Source organism: Azospirillum ramasamyi (genome assembly GCF_003233655.1).
In the GTDB taxonomy this organism is placed as follows: Bacteria; Pseudomonadota; Alphaproteobacteria; order Azospirillales; family Azospirillaceae; genus Azospirillum; species Azospirillum ramasamyi.
The window spans coordinates 2,242,444-2,256,678 of sequence record NZ_CP029829.1; the positions used below are offsets into that span (position 1 = coordinate 2,242,444).

At 69.3% G+C, this 14,235-nt stretch carries 12 protein-coding genes and 1 tRNA gene; 7 read left to right on the forward strand and 6 right to left on the reverse strand.

Annotated features, from left to right (window positions below):
• Positions 1-2: 2 nt before the first annotated feature.
• The 4 genes from purH to DM194_RS10535 all read right to left on the reverse strand — a co-directional run bounded on the left by purH (position 3) and on the right by DM194_RS10535 (position 5,213).
• Positions 3-1,607, reverse strand: coding sequence for a bifunctional phosphoribosylaminoimidazolecarboxamide formyltransferase/IMP cyclohydrolase (gene purH / locus DM194_RS10520; protein WP_111067271.1), 1,605 nt, complete (start codon positions 1,605-1,607; stop codon positions 3-5).
• 271 nt (positions 1,608-1,878) lie between these two features.
• Positions 1,879-3,531, reverse strand: a complete 1,653-nt coding sequence (locus DM194_RS10525; RefSeq protein ID WP_111067272.1) for a heparinase II/III family protein — start codon at positions 3,529-3,531, stop codon at positions 1,879-1,881.
• Positions 3,532-3,696: 165 nt separating this feature from the next.
• Positions 3,697-4,992: a 16S rRNA (cytosine(967)-C(5))-methyltransferase RsmB gene (gene rsmB, locus DM194_RS10530; RefSeq protein WP_111067273.1), complete on the reverse strand. Its 1,296-nt coding sequence runs from the start codon at positions 4,990-4,992 to the stop codon at positions 3,697-3,699.
• A 146-nt stretch (positions 4,993-5,138) separates the two neighbouring features.
• A tRNA-Gly gene (locus DM194_RS10535) sits at positions 5,139-5,213 on the reverse strand.
• 188 nt (positions 5,214-5,401) lie between these two features.
• On the opposite strand from DM194_RS10535, the gene DM194_RS10540 reads away from it, so the two are divergent.
• The 3 genes from DM194_RS10540 (at position 5,402) to DM194_RS10550 (ending at position 8,991) form a co-directional block, all read left to right on the forward strand.
• Complete coding sequence (locus DM194_RS10540) at positions 5,402-6,193, forward strand: enoyl-CoA hydratase/isomerase family protein (RefSeq protein WP_111067274.1); 792 nt, start codon at positions 5,402-5,404, stop codon at positions 6,191-6,193.
• 170 nt (positions 6,194-6,363) lie between these two features.
• The gene (locus DM194_RS10545; RefSeq protein ID WP_111067275.1) at positions 6,364-7,818 is read left to right on the forward strand and encodes a DHA2 family efflux MFS transporter permease subunit; all 1,455 of its coding nucleotides are present in this window, start codon (positions 6,364-6,366) and stop codon (positions 7,816-7,818) included.
• Between the two features lie 282 nt (positions 7,819-8,100).
• Entirely contained in the window at positions 8,101-8,991 is an 891-nt protein-coding gene (locus tag DM194_RS10550) for a LysR family transcriptional regulator (protein ID WP_176581416.1), read from the forward strand.
• Positions 8,992-9,325: 334 nt separating this feature from the next.
• Here DM194_RS10550 and DM194_RS28080 read toward each other — a convergent pair whose 3' ends face one another.
• Positions 9,326-9,514 carry a hypothetical protein gene (locus DM194_RS28080; RefSeq protein WP_162629995.1) on the reverse strand — a complete coding sequence of 63 codons (189 nt, stop codon included), beginning with the start codon at positions 9,512-9,514 and terminating at the stop codon, positions 9,326-9,328.
• A 163-nt stretch (positions 9,515-9,677) separates the two neighbouring features.
• On the opposite strand from DM194_RS28080, the gene DM194_RS10560 reads away from it, so the two are divergent.
• The 4 genes from DM194_RS10560 (at position 9,678) to DM194_RS10575 (ending at position 13,019) form a co-directional block, all read left to right on the forward strand.
• Positions 9,678-9,962: a ribbon-helix-helix domain-containing protein gene (locus tag DM194_RS10560; RefSeq protein ID WP_111067278.1), complete on the forward strand. Its 285-nt coding sequence runs from the start codon at positions 9,678-9,680 to the stop codon at positions 9,960-9,962.
• A gap of 173 nt (positions 9,963-10,135) precedes the next feature.
• Complete coding sequence (gene trhA, locus DM194_RS10565) at positions 10,136-10,783, forward strand: PAQR family membrane homeostasis protein TrhA (RefSeq protein WP_162629996.1); 648 nt, start codon at positions 10,136-10,138, stop codon at positions 10,781-10,783.
• A gap of 106 nt (positions 10,784-10,889) precedes the next feature.
• Positions 10,890-12,440: a lysozyme inhibitor LprI family protein gene (locus DM194_RS10570; RefSeq protein ID WP_246024185.1), complete on the forward strand. Its 1,551-nt coding sequence runs from the start codon at positions 10,890-10,892 to the stop codon at positions 12,438-12,440.
• Between the two features lie 135 nt (positions 12,441-12,575).
• On the forward strand, positions 12,576-13,019 hold the full coding sequence (locus DM194_RS10575) for a MarR family transcriptional regulator (protein ID WP_111067280.1): 444 nt from the start codon (positions 12,576-12,578) through the stop codon (positions 13,017-13,019).
• 113 nt (positions 13,020-13,132) lie between these two features.
• Here the strand turns inward: DM194_RS10575 and DM194_RS10580 are convergent, their stop codons facing one another.
• The gene (locus tag DM194_RS10580; RefSeq protein ID WP_111067281.1) at positions 13,133-14,122 is read right to left on the reverse strand and encodes a 2-hydroxyacid dehydrogenase; all 990 of its coding nucleotides are present in this window, start codon (positions 14,120-14,122) and stop codon (positions 13,133-13,135) included.
• Positions 14,123-14,235 lie beyond the last annotated feature (113 nt).

Here is a 14,235-nt window from a genome sequence, read left to right on the forward strand (position 1 = left end):
CGTCAATGCCGGAAGTGCCGCATTCCGGTCAGCACCATCGCCAGACCCTTCTCGTCCGCGGCGGCGATGACCTCGTTGTCGCGGATCGAACCGCCCGGCTGGATCACCGCCGTCACACCCGCTTCCGCCGCGGCCAGCAGGCCGTCGGCGAACGGGAAGAAGGCGTCCGACGCGACGACCGAGCCCTTGGTCAGCGGCTCCGGGAGGCCGGCGGCCTTGGCGGCTTCGGCCGACTTGATGGCGGCGATGCGGGCCGAATCGACGCGGCTCATCTGGCCGGCGCCGACGCCCACCGTGGCGCCGTTCTTGGCATAGACGATGGCGTTCGACTTGACGTGCTTGGCGACGCGGAAGGCGAAGAGCAGGTCGGCCAGTTCCTGTTCGGTCGGCGCGCGCTTGGTGACGACCTTCAGCTCGGCCGGGTTGACGCGGCCGCTGTCGCGGTTCTGCAGCAGGAAGCCGCCGGACAGCTGCTTGATCATCATGCCGGGCTCGGCCGGGTTCGGCACGTCCTTGGTCAGCAGCACGCGCAGGTTCTTCTTGGTCGCCAGCAGGGCGCGCGCGGCCTCGTCGGCGTCCGGGGCGATCACCACCTCGGCGAACAGCTTGGAGATCTCCTCCGCCGTTTCGGCGTCCAGGCTGCGGTTGACGGCTATGATGCCGCCGAAGGCGCTGACCGGATCGCACAGCAGGGCCGACCGGTAGGCCTCCAGCAGGTTGGAGCCTTGCGCCACGCCGCAGGGGTTGGCGTGCTTGATGATGGCGACGGCCGGCTGCTCGAACTCCGCCACCAGTTCGAAGGCGGCGTCGGTGTCGTTCAGGTTGTTGTAGGACAGCTCCTTGCCCTGCAGCTGCACGGCGGTGGCGACGCCCGGACGCTTCTCGCCGGTGACGTAGAAGGCCGCCTGCTGGTGCGGGTTCTCGCCATAGCGCAGGGTCTGGGCCAGGACGCCCGACAGGGTGGTGCGCGGCGGGAAGGTCTCGCCCAGCTGGCCGGCCAGCCAGGTGGAGATGGCGGCGTCATAGGCGGCGGTGCGGGCATAGGCGCGCTGGGCCAGCTTGCGGCGCAGGGCCAGCGTGACGCAGCCGTCATGGGTCGCCAGTTCGTCCATCACCGCCTCGTAATCGGACGGCTCGGTGACGATGGCGACGAAATCGTGGTTCTTGGCGGCGGCGCGGATCATCGCCGGCCCGCCGATGTCGATGTTCTCGACGCAATCGTCATAGGCCGCGCCCTTGGCGACCGTCGCCTCGAACGGATAGAGGTTGACCACCACCAGATCGATGCCGGGGATGTCGTGCTGGGCCATGGCGTCGGCATGGATGTCGCGGCGGGCCAGGATGCCGCCATGGACGCGCGGATGCAGCGTCTTGACGCGGCCGTCCATGATCTCCGGGAAGCCGGTGTGGTCGGAGACCTCCTTGACCGGCACGCCGGCCTCGGCCAGACGCTGGGCCGAACCGCCGGTCGACAGGATTTCGACGCCGCGGGCGGCGAGCGCCTTGCCCAGCTCCACCAGACCGGCCTTGTCGGACACGGAGATCAGGGCGCGGGTGATGCGGACCTTGTCGGGGGCGGGGGCGTGGTTGGCTTTGGGCGGGCTCATGGCGTCATCCTGATCGCTGCGGGTGGTGCGTTTGGCCGCAGGCAACCGGGGATACCCGGACAAGCACGGAAGAAGAAAAGCACGGACGGCCACGGAAATGCCGCTCAGCCGTGCTTATCCCTGCCCGCCCCCGGCGCTGCCGGCCCGGACGGACAGGGATAAGCACGGCGTGAAGAGTTCCGTGGTCGTCCGTGCTCCGAATCCCGTGTTCATCCGTGTTTCCACGCCTCTCCCGAAGGGTATAGGCCCGGCCACCGCGGATGGGCGCGATTTACGCCGCCTTGCGCTCGCGGCGCAAGGCCCATTTCACCGTCAGCCCTTCGGGGCCGCATTGTCCCTGCATCATGATCTGCCGGGTGCGGCGCGGCTCGTCCCCGCTGCCGAGATAGACGCTCTCCGCCACCTCCAGCACGGCGCCGGTCACCCGCATGCGCCAGGCGTTGCCGCTGGGCAGGCGCAGAAGAACCTGATCGTTGCCCTGGGCGGGAACCACCTGGACATTCGGGTGCAGGTGGAAGCGGATGGCATAGGGCTGCGGCTGCGGCGTGGCGCCGATCACCGGTTCCAGCGTGTCCTCGCCGCGCAGATCCTCGCCATTGTCGGCCAGATAGACGCGGCGGCGGTGCAGCAGGCCGAAGCCCTTGCTGTAGCCGTTGTGGCTGGCGACCACCAGCATGGCGCCGTCCGATTCCTGCCGCTCGCAGCTGACATTCGTCGGCCGGCGGCCCAGCCCGCCCTTCTCCAGAACCTCCGACGAGTTGGTGTCGGCCACCACCATGGTCGAATGGGCGGAAGACCCGGCCAGCGCCGCGCGCCAGGGGCCGCGCTGGGACGGGTGGCTGCCGCAATTGACGATCAGCCGCTCCTTGTTGACGGAGACCTCCATCGACAGGGTTCCGGCATGGGCGCTGCGGTCCAGCCCCACCGGCGGCGGCGCGCCGGTGTCGAGCAGCACCAGGGTGCGCCCGGCGAGCAGCCGCTCGAACCCGGTGTGCGGCGCGCTCTTCAGCGGACGGCCGCGGGCGTCGGCCTGGGCCAGCACCGTGTCGATCAGCGCCGGATCCTCCTCCCGCCCGCCGTTGAACAGGGCGAGCCCACCATCGACATGGCGGAAGAAACGGAGCGCCGGCGTCATGCGGTCGATGGCATGCTGGAGGCTTTCCGGCACCTCCTCCTTCGCCACGCGCAGGACGGCGCGCATGTCGATCAGGTCGCGCAGCACCCGCATCTGGATCGACGGGTTGCGCTCCACATGGCCGCCGTCGGGCAGGATCTGGCGCGGCAGTTCCTTGTCGAGCAGGCGCAGAGCCTCCCGCGCCGCCTTGTCCTGGTCGGGCAGGCAATAGCCGCCATAGAGCAGCCCCTTGACCGCGCCGATCAGCCGCTCGCCATCCAGCTTGGCCGGGGCCACCCGCAGCAGGTGGCGGAGCTGGCGGGCCATGCTCTCGAACACGCGGGCGCGGAACTCGTCGTCGGCCGAGGCGCAGAAGAAGTCATGCAGCCCGATCCAGCTGGCCAGCCGCGTGCCCAGAATGTCGGGCGCCCAGCTCTGCGCATGCCAGCCGCCATTCTGGTCCAGCCACGACCACACCAGCACCCGCGCCCGGCGCCGCGCCGTGTCGCCGCCGACCGCGCGCAGGTCGCGCAGCCATTCGAAGCCATGGGCGGCGCGCAGCCAGCCGGGGGTGGCGCCCTGGGGCCGCCAGTTGGGCGCGCCGTTGGGATCGACCATCACGGTTTGCCCGGCGAATCCCATCCGGCCGGCCAGCATGGCGTTGCCGTTGCCGCTGTCGCCCGGCCAGGGATCGGGCGGAACCACCGCCAGGGCCCCCGGCGCCTTGCCGCCCAGCATCAGGGCGTAGAGGGGATTCCCATAGGCAAGACGCGCCATGCCGCTGCGAAACCGTCCGTTCCCGTGGCTCATCAGCGCCGACTCCTTCAGGACCGCGAACGGCGTCGACGGCCGGCGGAGGGTGATGATGCGGTGCGGGAGAGCACGGACGAAAGCATAGCTCGTGTCGTATCAATTCGACGGCCGCACCGCAAGACGGGCCTGGGAATTATCCTTCGCTGCGGAACGGACGCGGCCTCAGTCCGCGCGTCGGCGCAGCCGTGCGACGAAGAAGCCGTCGATCCCGCCGAGATCGGCCAGCATCCCCGGAAGGCTGCGGACCTCGCCGGCCTCGTTGATCGGCTCCGCCAGCCCGCCGAGCTCCCCGGCGGTGACCGGCCAGCGCTCCACCCGGCTGTCCCGCTCCAGCAGGCGGGCGATCTGCGCCTCCCCCTCCTCCGGCTGGATCGAGCAGGTGCAGTAGATCAGCGTGCCGCCGGGCTTGACCAGCTCGACCGAGCGGGCGAGCAGCCGCGACTGGGCGCGGGCCAGCTTGGCGATGTCGTCGGGCGTCTTGACGCGCAGGATGTCGGGATGGCGCCGGATCGCCCCCGTCGCCGAGCAGGGCGCGTCGAGCAGCACGGCGTCGGCCGGCTCCTCCGGTTCCCAGGTCGTCGCGTCGGCGGCCAGCACCTCGGCCTGCAGCTTGAGACGCTTCAGGTTTTCGGTGACCCGCTCCAGCCGGCGGGCCGAGCGGTCGATGGCGGTGACCTGCGCCCCCTGCACCAACAGCTGCGCCGTCTTGCCGCCGGGGGCGGCGCACAGATCGAACACCCGCTTGCCCCGAAGATCGCCGAACAGCTTGGCCGGCAGCGAGGCGGCGAGATCCTGGATCCACCATTCACCGTCCTCGAAGCCCGGAAGCTCGGTCACCGACCCGCCGGGCGGGCGGCGCAGCGACCCGGTCGGCAGCAGGGTGGCGCCCAGCCGCTCGGCCCAGCCCTCGGGGTCGGACTTCACCGTGATGTCCAGCGGCGCCTCGTGCAGATGCGCCTCGACGATGCCGCGGGTGCGGGCGGTGCCGTAGGCGGAACGCCAGGACAGCCACAGCCAGTCCGGCGTGTTCAGCCGTCCGGCATCCTGCCGCGCCGCCATCTCCGCCCCCTCGCGCCCGATGCGGCGCAGCACGGCGTTGATCAGCCCCTTGTAGGGAGCCGCGTTGCGCGCCGCCGCCAGTTCCACCGCGGTGTCGACCGCGGCATGGGCGGGGGTGTTCAGGAACACCAGCTGCGCCGTGCCCAGCCGCAGCATGTCGTGGATGGCGGCCTTGGGCAGGCCCGGCTTGGCGAGGCTGGACTGGATCAGCTCGTCGATCTGGCCCAGGCGGCGCAGGACGGTGGCGACCAGCAGGCGGACGAAGCCGCGGTCGCGCGGCTGCAGCGCCGCCAGTTCGGGATGCGCGTCGAACGCGTCGTCGAAGGGAACGGACTTGCGCAGCACGTCGCGCAGCAGGTCGAGCGCAACGCCGCGGGCGGCGAGGGAAGTGTCGGTCATGGATTAGGATCTAGCGCGCCGGACGGCCAGTGTCGATACGGGATGCCCGGTGTTTCCAGGCTATGGAGACGAAAAAACCAAAGCCGGAAAAGCGAAGGGCCGGTGCGTCGCCGCCCGGCCCTTTGATCTTCGCTTTACCGGAGAACTGGAGCGGGCGAAGGGATTCGAACCCTCGACCCCAACCTTGGCAAGGTTGTGCTCTACCCCTGAGCTACGCCCGCGCTCCCGTCGTCCGGGAGCCGTTTTCTACGGAAACGCGACCTCCGCCGCAAGAGGAAAATCGACGGCACCCTCACTTTTTTCGCCGGCGTCTCGGCCGGCTATGCCGCACTGCGCCACCGGGCGTCTTGCGTCCCTTCGGCGGAGCGCTATGGTACGCGGCCATACGGAAACGGATGGAGATTGCGGCATGGCCGGCACCATCACCCTCGGCCGCGATGGAGCCGTCGCGACCCTGACCCTGTCCAACCCGGACAGGCTGAACGCCTTCGACAAGCCGATGTGGCATGCGCTGATCGGCCACCTGGGGGATCTGGAGGCCGACGGCGGCATCCGCGTCGTGGTGATGCGCGGCGGCCCCGGCTCCACCGGCGCCCGCACCTTCTCCCCCGGCGCCGACATCTCGGAGTTCGAGAGCGAGCGCAACAGCCCCGAACAGGGGGCGGGCTACGGCGACCTGATGGACGAGGGGTTGGACGGGCTGCGTGCCTTGCGCCATCCGGTGCTGGCCGCCATCGACGGTCCCTGCTGCGGCATCGGCCTGGCGGTGGCGCTGGCCTGCGACCTCCGGGTCTGTTCGGAAAGCAGCCGCTTCGGCGTGCCGGTCAGCCGGCTGGGCATCTCCATGGGACCGACCGAGCTGAAGCTGGTCGCCGACGTCGCCGGCGGCCCGGCGGCGCTGGAGATCCTGCTGGAGGGCCGCGTCTTCGGTGCGGCGGAGGCCAAGGACAAGAACCTCGTCCACCGGGTCGTCCCCGACGAGGGCTTCGAGGCGGAGGTCGCCGCCACCGTCCAGCGCATCGCCGCCGGCGCGCCGCTGGCCGCCACCCTGCACAAGCGCTATGTCCGCCGCCTGTCCGACCCGGCGCCGCTGACCGAGGCCGAGATCGCCGAGTGCTACCGCTGCTTCGGCACCGAGGACTTCCGCGAAGGCTACCGCGCCTTCCTGGAGAAGCGGAAACCGGTGTTCACCGGGCGCTGAGTCCGGCCGCCTGCCTTCGCAGGCAAGGGCCTGCGGGGCCGCAGTCGCGGCCCTTACCGCCGAGCGTAAGTCGGCGGTGTTACGCATGGCAGGGCTTTAGCACGCGCGATGGTCATGGCGGCGGAACGACTCACATTCCTAGGGTTCCGCCCCCTGCCTGACGGTCCCTCATGTCGCGCGTCACCCCGCTGATCATCGCCTGCGCCCTGTTCATGGAGAATCTCGACGCGACGGTGATCGCCACCGCGCTGCCGGCGATCGCGCGGTCGATGGGCGAGGATCCCCTGCGGCTCAGCCTGGCGATGACCTCCTACATGCTGGCGCTGGCGGTGTTCCTGCCGGTCAGCGGCTGGGCGGCCGACCGCTATGGCGCGCGCACCGTCTTCGCCAGCGCCATCGGCGTCTTCACGCTGGGCTCCGTCGCCTGCGGCCTGTCGAACGGGCTGGCGGAACTTGTCGCCGCCCGCATCGTCCAGGGCATCGGCGGGGCGATGATGGTGCCGGTCGGCCGGCTGATCCTGCTGCGCACCGTGCCCAAGGACCAGCTGGTGACGGCGATGGCGCGGATGACCCTGCCGGCGCTGATCGGCCCGGCGCTGGGTCCGCTGGTGGGCGGCGCGATCACCACCTACGCCTCCTGGCGCTGGATCTTCTTCATCAACGTGCCGATCGGGCTGATCGGCATCGCGCTCGTTCTGGCGCTGATCCCCAACCTGAAGGAGGAGCAGCGCGACCCCTTCGACGCCCGCGGTTTCCTGTGGAGCTCCATCGCGCTGGCCGCCTTCATGTTCGGCTTCGAGAATGTCGGGCGCGACCTGCTGCCGGCCTATGCGGTGGCGGGGCTGCTGGGGGCGGCGCTGCTGGCGACGCTGGCCTATCTGCGCCATGCCCGGCGGGTGGCGCGGCCGGTGCTGGATCCGTCGCTGTTCCGGCTGCCGACCTACCGCGCCTCGGTTCTGGGCGGCACGCTGTTCCGCATCGGCATCGGCGCGGTGCCCTTCCTGATGCCGGTGATGCTGCAGATCGGCTTCGGCCTGACCGCCTTCGAGTCGGGCGCCCTGACCTTCGCCGGAGCCGCCGGAGCGCTGACGATGAAGGCGCTGGCCGGTCCGATCCTGCGCCGTTTCGGCTTCCGCCCGGTGCTGGGGCTGAACTCCATCGTCAGCGGCGTCATCCTGGCCGGCTACGGCGCCTTCCGCCCCGACACGCCGCATCTGGTGATCCTGGGCGCGCTGCTGCTGGGCGGCTTCTTCCGCTCGCTGCAGTTCACCGGCATGAACACGCTGAGCTATGCCGAGGTGCCGCAGGCGATGACCAGCCGGGCCAACACCCTGGCCAGCGTGATGCAGCAGCTCTCGCTGAGCCTCGGCGTCGCCGTCGGCGCCACGGCACTGCACCTGACCGTGCAGTGGAGCGGCGGCGCCCTGACCCCGGCCTCCTTCGTTCCGGCCTTCCTGACAGTGGGGCTGATGGCCTGCGTCTCCAGCCTGCCCTTCTGGCGCCTGCCCCCCGATGCCGGCGACGAGATCAGCGGGCATGGCGGCGGCGGCAGGAGCGCCGTGGCCGGCAGGGCTTCCCGCAACGCAACGGCCAAGGCCGCCGCGCTGACCGACGCTGCGGATTAACGCCGCCCTGCCGGGCGGGGCGGATTAGCAAAACTGGGTCAAGCAGTCCGGCGGTGATTTCCGAGCATCGGCAACACCCCTATCCATTCTGCGGATATCTCCGAATAGCTGGGACTTCGGATGAGAATAATTCCGGCGATCATGATTAATTTTCGTGCGAATCAGGCTTGGTAGCGCGTGCGTTCCGGGCGCGTTCCCGCTATAAACATGCATGGCGGCCATGCGCCGTCTTCAAGATAATGGGAGGCTCCGGGCGGCTGCGCACTGGGGCGGGACAGCATGATGGATTGGGACAAGCTGCGGGTTTTCCACGCGGTGGCCGAAGCCGGCAGCTTCACGCATGCCGGCGAGACGTTGAACCTCAGCCAGTCGGCGGTCAGCCGCCAGATCAGCGCGCTTGAGGAAAGCCTGGGCGTTCCGCTGTTTCACCGCCACGCCCGCGGGCTGATCCTGACCGAACAGGGCGAGCTGCTTCACCGCACCGCCCGCGACGTCTTCGCCAAGCTGTCGATGACCGAGGCGATGCTGACCGAAAGCCGGGAGCATCCCAAGGGTCCGCTGCGGGTGACGACGACCGTCGCCTTCGGAACGACCTGGCTGACGCCGCGCATCAACGAATTCATGTCGATCTACCCCGACATCCAGTTGACGCTGCTGATCGACGACGACGAGCTGGATCTGGCGATGCGGGAGGCGGACATCGCCATCCGCATGAACACGCCGCGCCAGCCCGACCTGATCCAGCGGCACCTGATGTCGATCCGCTTCCATCTCTATGCCAGCCAGGGCTACCTGAAGAGGAAGGGGACGCCCAAGACGCCGGCCGAGCTGGACAGCCACGACCTGATCACCTACCCGCCGGACGTGCGGGCGCCGATCCCCAACGTCAACTGGATCATGGAGGTTGGCGATCCCTCGCCGAACCGGAAGCCGATCCTGCAGGTCAACAGCGTCTACGCCATCTACCGCGCGGTGGAGAGCGGGCTTGGCATCGGCGCGCTGCCCGACTTCCTGGTCGACAGCTTCCCCAAGGACGTGACCCGCGTCCTGCCGGATGTCGACGGCCCGAAGGTCGACGCCTATTTCGTTTATGCCGAAGAACTGCGCCATTCCAAGCGCATCGCCGTCTTCCGCGACTTCCTGGTTAAAAAAGTGGCAGAAACACCGTTCTGATCCGGGGCGTTTTCCGACAGTTTGCAAGAGAGTTGCCGAAATTGACCGCGCCGCACCATCTTTCGAGGGCAGCCCGGCCAATTTCGGCATTTTTATTAGCCTTCTAAGGATCTTTTCTAGCCATGCGTGGCTTGCATGGTAGATTTATTTATTTGTGCCTGGAAAGTTGGCAGTGGAATGGTCAAATTTTGACCGTTGGATGCTGCGACGCAGCACCCGATGTTTCGTCCCGGAGGTCTCCCCTCCGGGGTTGGGTCTTCGGACCCAGCGTCTCCCAGACGTGAAGCCTCCCTGTTCAACTCGCCGCTAATCCATCGGGTTAGCGGCGGTTTTTTTATGGGCGGGACGTCCGGCCGACACTCTGGGCGGGCTGCGGCATTTCGTCCTCCTCTCCCTCCTCCAAGGCCGCCCGCGCGATGGACAGGATGTTGTCCAGCCGGATGACCAGTTCGTTCTCGCACAGGGCAGAACGCGCTGCAGCAGCTTCTTCTATGATGGAATGCAAGGCGTTACGTCGGGTCATCGCAACCTCCGGTCCGAGGGAGCTGGCCGGCGTCCGTCCGGTTGCCCGCTGCTCCTTTAACGTGTCCAGCCCCACCGTCCTTTTCTCCCCTGTGAAAAACTTCACAGCAAGGTCGCAGCGGTTTCGCATACCTGTTTATGCACCAGCAACGGAGGGCTCCCACATGCAGATGCGCAACATCAGGGTGAACGGCAAGCGGACCAGCATGAAGCTGATGCCGGTGGAGTGGGAGTCGCTTGAGGAAATCTGCGCCCGCGAGCACATGACGATGAGCGAGCTGGTGTCGAAGATCGAGGCCGAACGCCAGGACTGCGACAACCTCACCGGCTGCGTCCGCGTCTATGCGCTCTGCTACTTCCGCAAGGCCGCCAGCCTGTCGGAGCCGATGCCGCGCCACCGCGCACCGGAAGCCCGCGCCCCGGAAGCCATCGCCTACGCCGCTGAATGAAGACGCCGGGAAACCGGCCGCAACTTCCCGCATAAGCGGTTGGCCCCAACACCCCGCATCCACATCCCACCATCGGAGGGTGGCCCGGCTGCGGCAGGCACACCATTTTCGACACGGAAGGCCCCTTTCCGGCGGCCGCCTTTCCTCCACGCGTCGATCGAGGTGGTGTGCCGATGTCGGATGCCGACCGGTTTCCCGTCTACAGCGTCGGCGAGCGGCGGGCGGATGCCGCCGTTCATGCCGTCGGCGTCACGGCCGGGATCGCCGGATTCGTCTGGCTGCTGAATACCGCGATCCTGTCCGGCACATTGCCCGCCCGGACGATCACCGCCCTGGCGATCTATGGGCTGGGGCTGGTCGGCATGCTCATCGCCTCGGCCGCCTACAACCTCGCCCCGCCGGGCGTCGGCAAGGCCCTGCTGCGGCGGGTCGATCATGCCATGATCTTCGTGATGATCGCCGGCACCTACACCCCCTTCACGCTGGGGCTGGGCCAGGGCGTCGTGCTGGGCGGCGCCGTCTGGGGCGGTGCCGCCTTCGGGGCGGCGCTGAAGCTGCGCTTTCCCGGACGATTCCACCGGCTGGGGCTGGCGCTGTATCTCGGGCTGGGCTGGGCGATCGTCACCGCGCTGGAGCCGCTGGGGTCGGTGCTGTCGGCGCCTGCGCTGTGGCTGCTGGTCGTCGGCGGGCTGCTTTACACCGTCGGCGTCGTCTTTCACCTGATGGACCGGATGCCCTACAACAACGCGGTCTGGCACCTGCTGGTGCTGGCCGCCGCCAGCTGCCATTTCGCCGCCGTCTCCGTCGCCTTCCTGCCCTGAGACGGAACAACCCCCAGGACGGGACAAGCCCCGACTAGGCCGAACGGCGCCGGGGACAAATGTCGCGGGATTCCGTATCTTCCCCGGGCCACAACCCCAGGGAGACATGATGGGCCAGCTGGACCTTTCGGGACCGTCGAACCGCCTGACGCTGCCACCGCATGGACGGATGGCGCTCGCCGGGGCGGCGCTGGCCCTTTCGGTCATGGTCGCGGCCGGTACCGCATGGGCACAGCCGTCCTTCGACTGCAAGGCGGCCTCCACGCCGGTGGAAAAGGCGATCTGCGCCGATCCCGAGCTGGCCGATGCCGACACCGGGATCGCCGATGCCTACAGGACGCTGCAGGCCCTGTCAGGCACCGCCGACCGCGAGCGGCTGCGGGCGGAGCAGAAGGCATGGCTGACCCAGCGCAACCAGTGCGCCACGGCAGGCCCGTCGGTCGCCGCCTGCCTCGCTCCGGTTCTCGACGCCCGCCGCACCGCGTTGGCCGAGTCGGTGCCCAAGGCGGTCGCCGCGGTGTCGTCCATCGTCGACGGCATCGCCGCCGACCCAGTGGGCGCCGGGAAGCGGCTGGCCGAGATCCGCGGCGGGCTGGGCAAGGGGTGGACCGCCTATGCGCTGCGCTTCGGCCCCTCCCCCGACCGGGCCAAGGCGGAAGCGCTGCTGCGCGAGGCCGTCGAGGGCCTCGAGGATCCCTATGCGCGCGAGACCGCGTCGGGGGTCGACCTCGCCACCGACGAAGGCTTCCTGACCGCCTTGCGGGTGGTCAGCGACGATGTCGAGATGGCGTGGCCCTGCTCGGTGATGGAGCGGCGCGGCGCGGCGGCCTGGAAGGCGATGGAGCCGCTCTACGGCAGCAGCCGCGACAATTTCGGCGCCCATCCCGCCTGCCCGGACGAAAACGCCCTGCTCGCCTCGCCCGCCTGGAAGGCGGTGGACGACCTGCTGGCCCCGATGCTGGAGGCCGCGTCCAGCCGTACCGGCACCATCCGATTCGCCACCTACCGCCAGATGGGCATCGACCGCATGAAGTCGGCGGTCGATCCGCGCCTGTTCCTCGCCGACGCGCCGGAACTGGCGGCGCTGGTCAGGGATGCCGCCGGCTGGACCAACCCGCGCTGGATCGCACCCGGCTGGGGCGAGCGTCTCCGTGCCGCGGTGGACGGGGCGGTGGCGGCCTGGACGCCGCAGATCGCCGGCCGCTACGCCATCGGCACCGCCGAGGCCCGCCGCATCGCCGAGGCGGTGGCCGCGCAGGGGCTGGGCGGCAGCATCGGGCTGATCACCGACAACCTGGAACTCCAGAAGGACACCCGCCTTCCCGATTGGCTGCGCGGCACCTGGAGCTGGACCGGCGGTGCGGAGGACACGCCCTTCAGCGACTCGGCCGGCAAGGCCAGCATCGACGCCGCCAGCATCTGCGTCGGCGGCGAATGCGGCAGCTATGACGTCGCCGGCCAGGGCGAGGACGCCCCCTTCGACCCGAAGGAGGTCAAGGCGGCCGGCGTGACCGCCGCCCCCAACGCGGCGAAGCAGGCGGTCAGCCTCGCGCCCGTGTCGGCCGGCTACAGCCTGACCATGGTCCCGCTGAGCGGCGGCAACGTGCTGGTCACCGGCATGGCCAAGCCGCTGCTGCTGAAGCGCGAGGGGAAGTAAGGCGGGCCGGGCGGGCGGGCGCGCCGCTTCTCCCGTCCGGTGAACGCGAAACTCTTGCCTGCATCGTTCGGGTAGGCGACACTTCGGGGCGCGTGCTCCGGTTGCGGAGCGGGGCGCGGCTTTCCGGGGGGAGGCATGGCACGGAACCTGAAGGCGCTTGGGTTGTGGCGCACGGCGCTGGTCGCCAGCGTCCGCCAGGACGGGCCGGACCTGTCGGCGCGGCAGTTGGCGATCCTGCTCCAGGTCTATCTGACCGATCCGCCGCACACCGTGCGCGGCCTCGCATCCCTGCTGAACATCTCCAAGCCCGCCGTGACCCGCGCGCTCGACCGGCTGTCGGTGCTGGGCTTCGTCAAGCGCAAGCGCGACGAGGAGGACAAGCGCAACGTGCTGGTCCAGCGCACGGTAAAGGGCAGCGTCTACCTGTCGGACTTCGCCGAGCTGGTGATCGCCGCCGGCGCCGTCACGCCGGAGGACATGAACCGTATCCAGGCCGACGAGGAACTCGCCGCCGCCGCCAAGGCCAGGCTGGAAGCGGAACTGATCGAGGCGCCGGCGCTGGAAAGCTCGACTTCGTGATCAGCCGCGCCTCCCGCCCGACGAACCCTCGTTGAACCACCGCTGAACCACCGCCGAGCCGAAGGCGGCAGGGCTTCGCGCCGAAGCCCTGCCCCGCCCCGGGAAAGGGCGCTTTACAGAAGCGCTTCCAGCACGCGGTCGGGCGGGGTGTGGCCGTCGATGAAGGTCTTGATGTTGATCACCACCTTCTCGCCCATGTCGATGCGGCCCTCGATGGTGGCGGAACCCATGTGCGGCAGCAGGACGACGTTGTCCAGCCGCAGTAGCTTCGGGTTGACGGCCGGCTCATGCTCGAACACGTCCAGGCCGGCGCCGGCGATCTCGCCCTTCGACAGCATGCGGGTCAGCGCCACCTCGTCGATCACCTCGCCGCGCGACGTGTTGACGATGTAGCAATGCGGGCGCAGCAGCTTCAGCCGGCGCTCCGACAGCAGATGGTAGGTGGCCGGCGTGTGCGGGCAGTTGATCGACACCACGTCCATCCGCGCCAGCATCTGGTCCAGGCTGGACCAGTAGGTCGCCTCCAGCTCCTGTTCCAGTTCGGGATGGACGCGGCGGCGGTTGTGGTAGTGGATCGACATGCCGAAGGCGCGCGCGCGGCGCGCCAGGGCCGAGCCGATGCGGCCCATGCCCAGGATGCCCAGCCGCTTGCCGCTGATGCGGTGGCCCAGCATGGTGGTCGGACCCCAGCCGGTCCACTGGCCGGAGCGGACCAGCCGCTCGCCTTCCGCCACGCGCCGCGCGGTCGCCAGCAGCAGCGCCATGGTCATGTCGGCGGTGTCGTCGGTCAGGACGCCGGGGGTGTTGGTGACGATGATGCCGCGCTCGCGCGCCGCCTTCAGGTCGATGTGGTCGACGCCGGTGCCGAAGGAGGCGATCAGCCGCAGCTGCGGGCCGGCGGACTCGATCAGGGCGCGGTCGATGCGGTCGGTGACGGTGGGCACCAGAACCTCGGCGACGGCCATCGCCTCCTGCATCTGGGCGGGGGTCAGCGGAATGTCGTCCGGGTTGAGCCGGGTGTCGAACAGCTCCATCATCCGCGTCTCGATGACGTCCGGCAGCTTGCGGGTGACGACAACGAGCGGCTTCTTCTTGTCGGTCATCGGTGCTGGTCCTCCCTTGCCCCGGTCCGCCCGCATCTCACGGTCCCTGCTGGGCTGCTCCGGTTCCTGGTTGCCATACCAAGCGCCCGTGGGACTGTCCAGAAGTCCGTCAC

What these genes read in the sequence shown, in the direction of transcription:
- trhA (WP_162629996.1), top strand. Translation starts at nt 10,136, where the DNA reads ATGTCGGATGCCGACCGGTTTCCCGTCTACAGCGTCGGCGAGCGGCGG.
- DM194_RS10560 (WP_111067278.1), top strand. Translation starts at nt 9,678, where the DNA reads ATGCAGATGCGCAACATCAGGGTGAACGGCAAGCGGACCAGCATGAAG.
- DM194_RS28080 (WP_162629995.1), bottom strand. Translation starts at nt 9,514, where the DNA reads ATGACCCGACGTAACGCCTTGCATTCCATCATAGAAGAAGCTGCTGCA.
- rsmB (WP_111067273.1), bottom strand. Translation starts at nt 4,992, where the DNA reads ATGACCGACACTTCCCTCGCCGCCCGCGGCGTTGCGCTCGACCTGCTG.
- DM194_RS10540 (WP_111067274.1), top strand. Translation starts at nt 5,402, where the DNA reads ATGGCCGGCACCATCACCCTCGGCCGCGATGGAGCCGTCGCGACCCTG.
- DM194_RS10525 (WP_111067272.1), bottom strand. Translation starts at nt 3,531, where the DNA reads ATGAGCCACGGGAACGGACGGTTTCGCAGCGGCATGGCGCGTCTTGCC.
- DM194_RS10550 (WP_176581416.1), top strand. Translation starts at nt 8,101, where the DNA reads ATGGATTGGGACAAGCTGCGGGTTTTCCACGCGGTGGCCGAAGCCGGC.
- DM194_RS10580 (WP_111067281.1), bottom strand. Translation starts at nt 14,122, where the DNA reads ATGACCGACAAGAAGAAGCCGCTCGTTGTCGTCACCCGCAAGCTGCCG.
- DM194_RS10570 (WP_246024185.1), top strand. Translation starts at nt 10,890, where the DNA reads ATGATGGGCCAGCTGGACCTTTCGGGACCGTCGAACCGCCTGACGCTG.
- purH (WP_111067271.1), bottom strand. Translation starts at nt 1,607, where the DNA reads ATGAGCCCGCCCAAAGCCAACCACGCCCCCGCCCCCGACAAGGTCCGC.
- DM194_RS10545 (WP_111067275.1), top strand. Translation starts at nt 6,364, where the DNA reads ATGTCGCGCGTCACCCCGCTGATCATCGCCTGCGCCCTGTTCATGGAG.
- DM194_RS10575 (WP_111067280.1), top strand. Translation starts at nt 12,576, where the DNA reads ATGGCACGGAACCTGAAGGCGCTTGGGTTGTGGCGCACGGCGCTGGTC.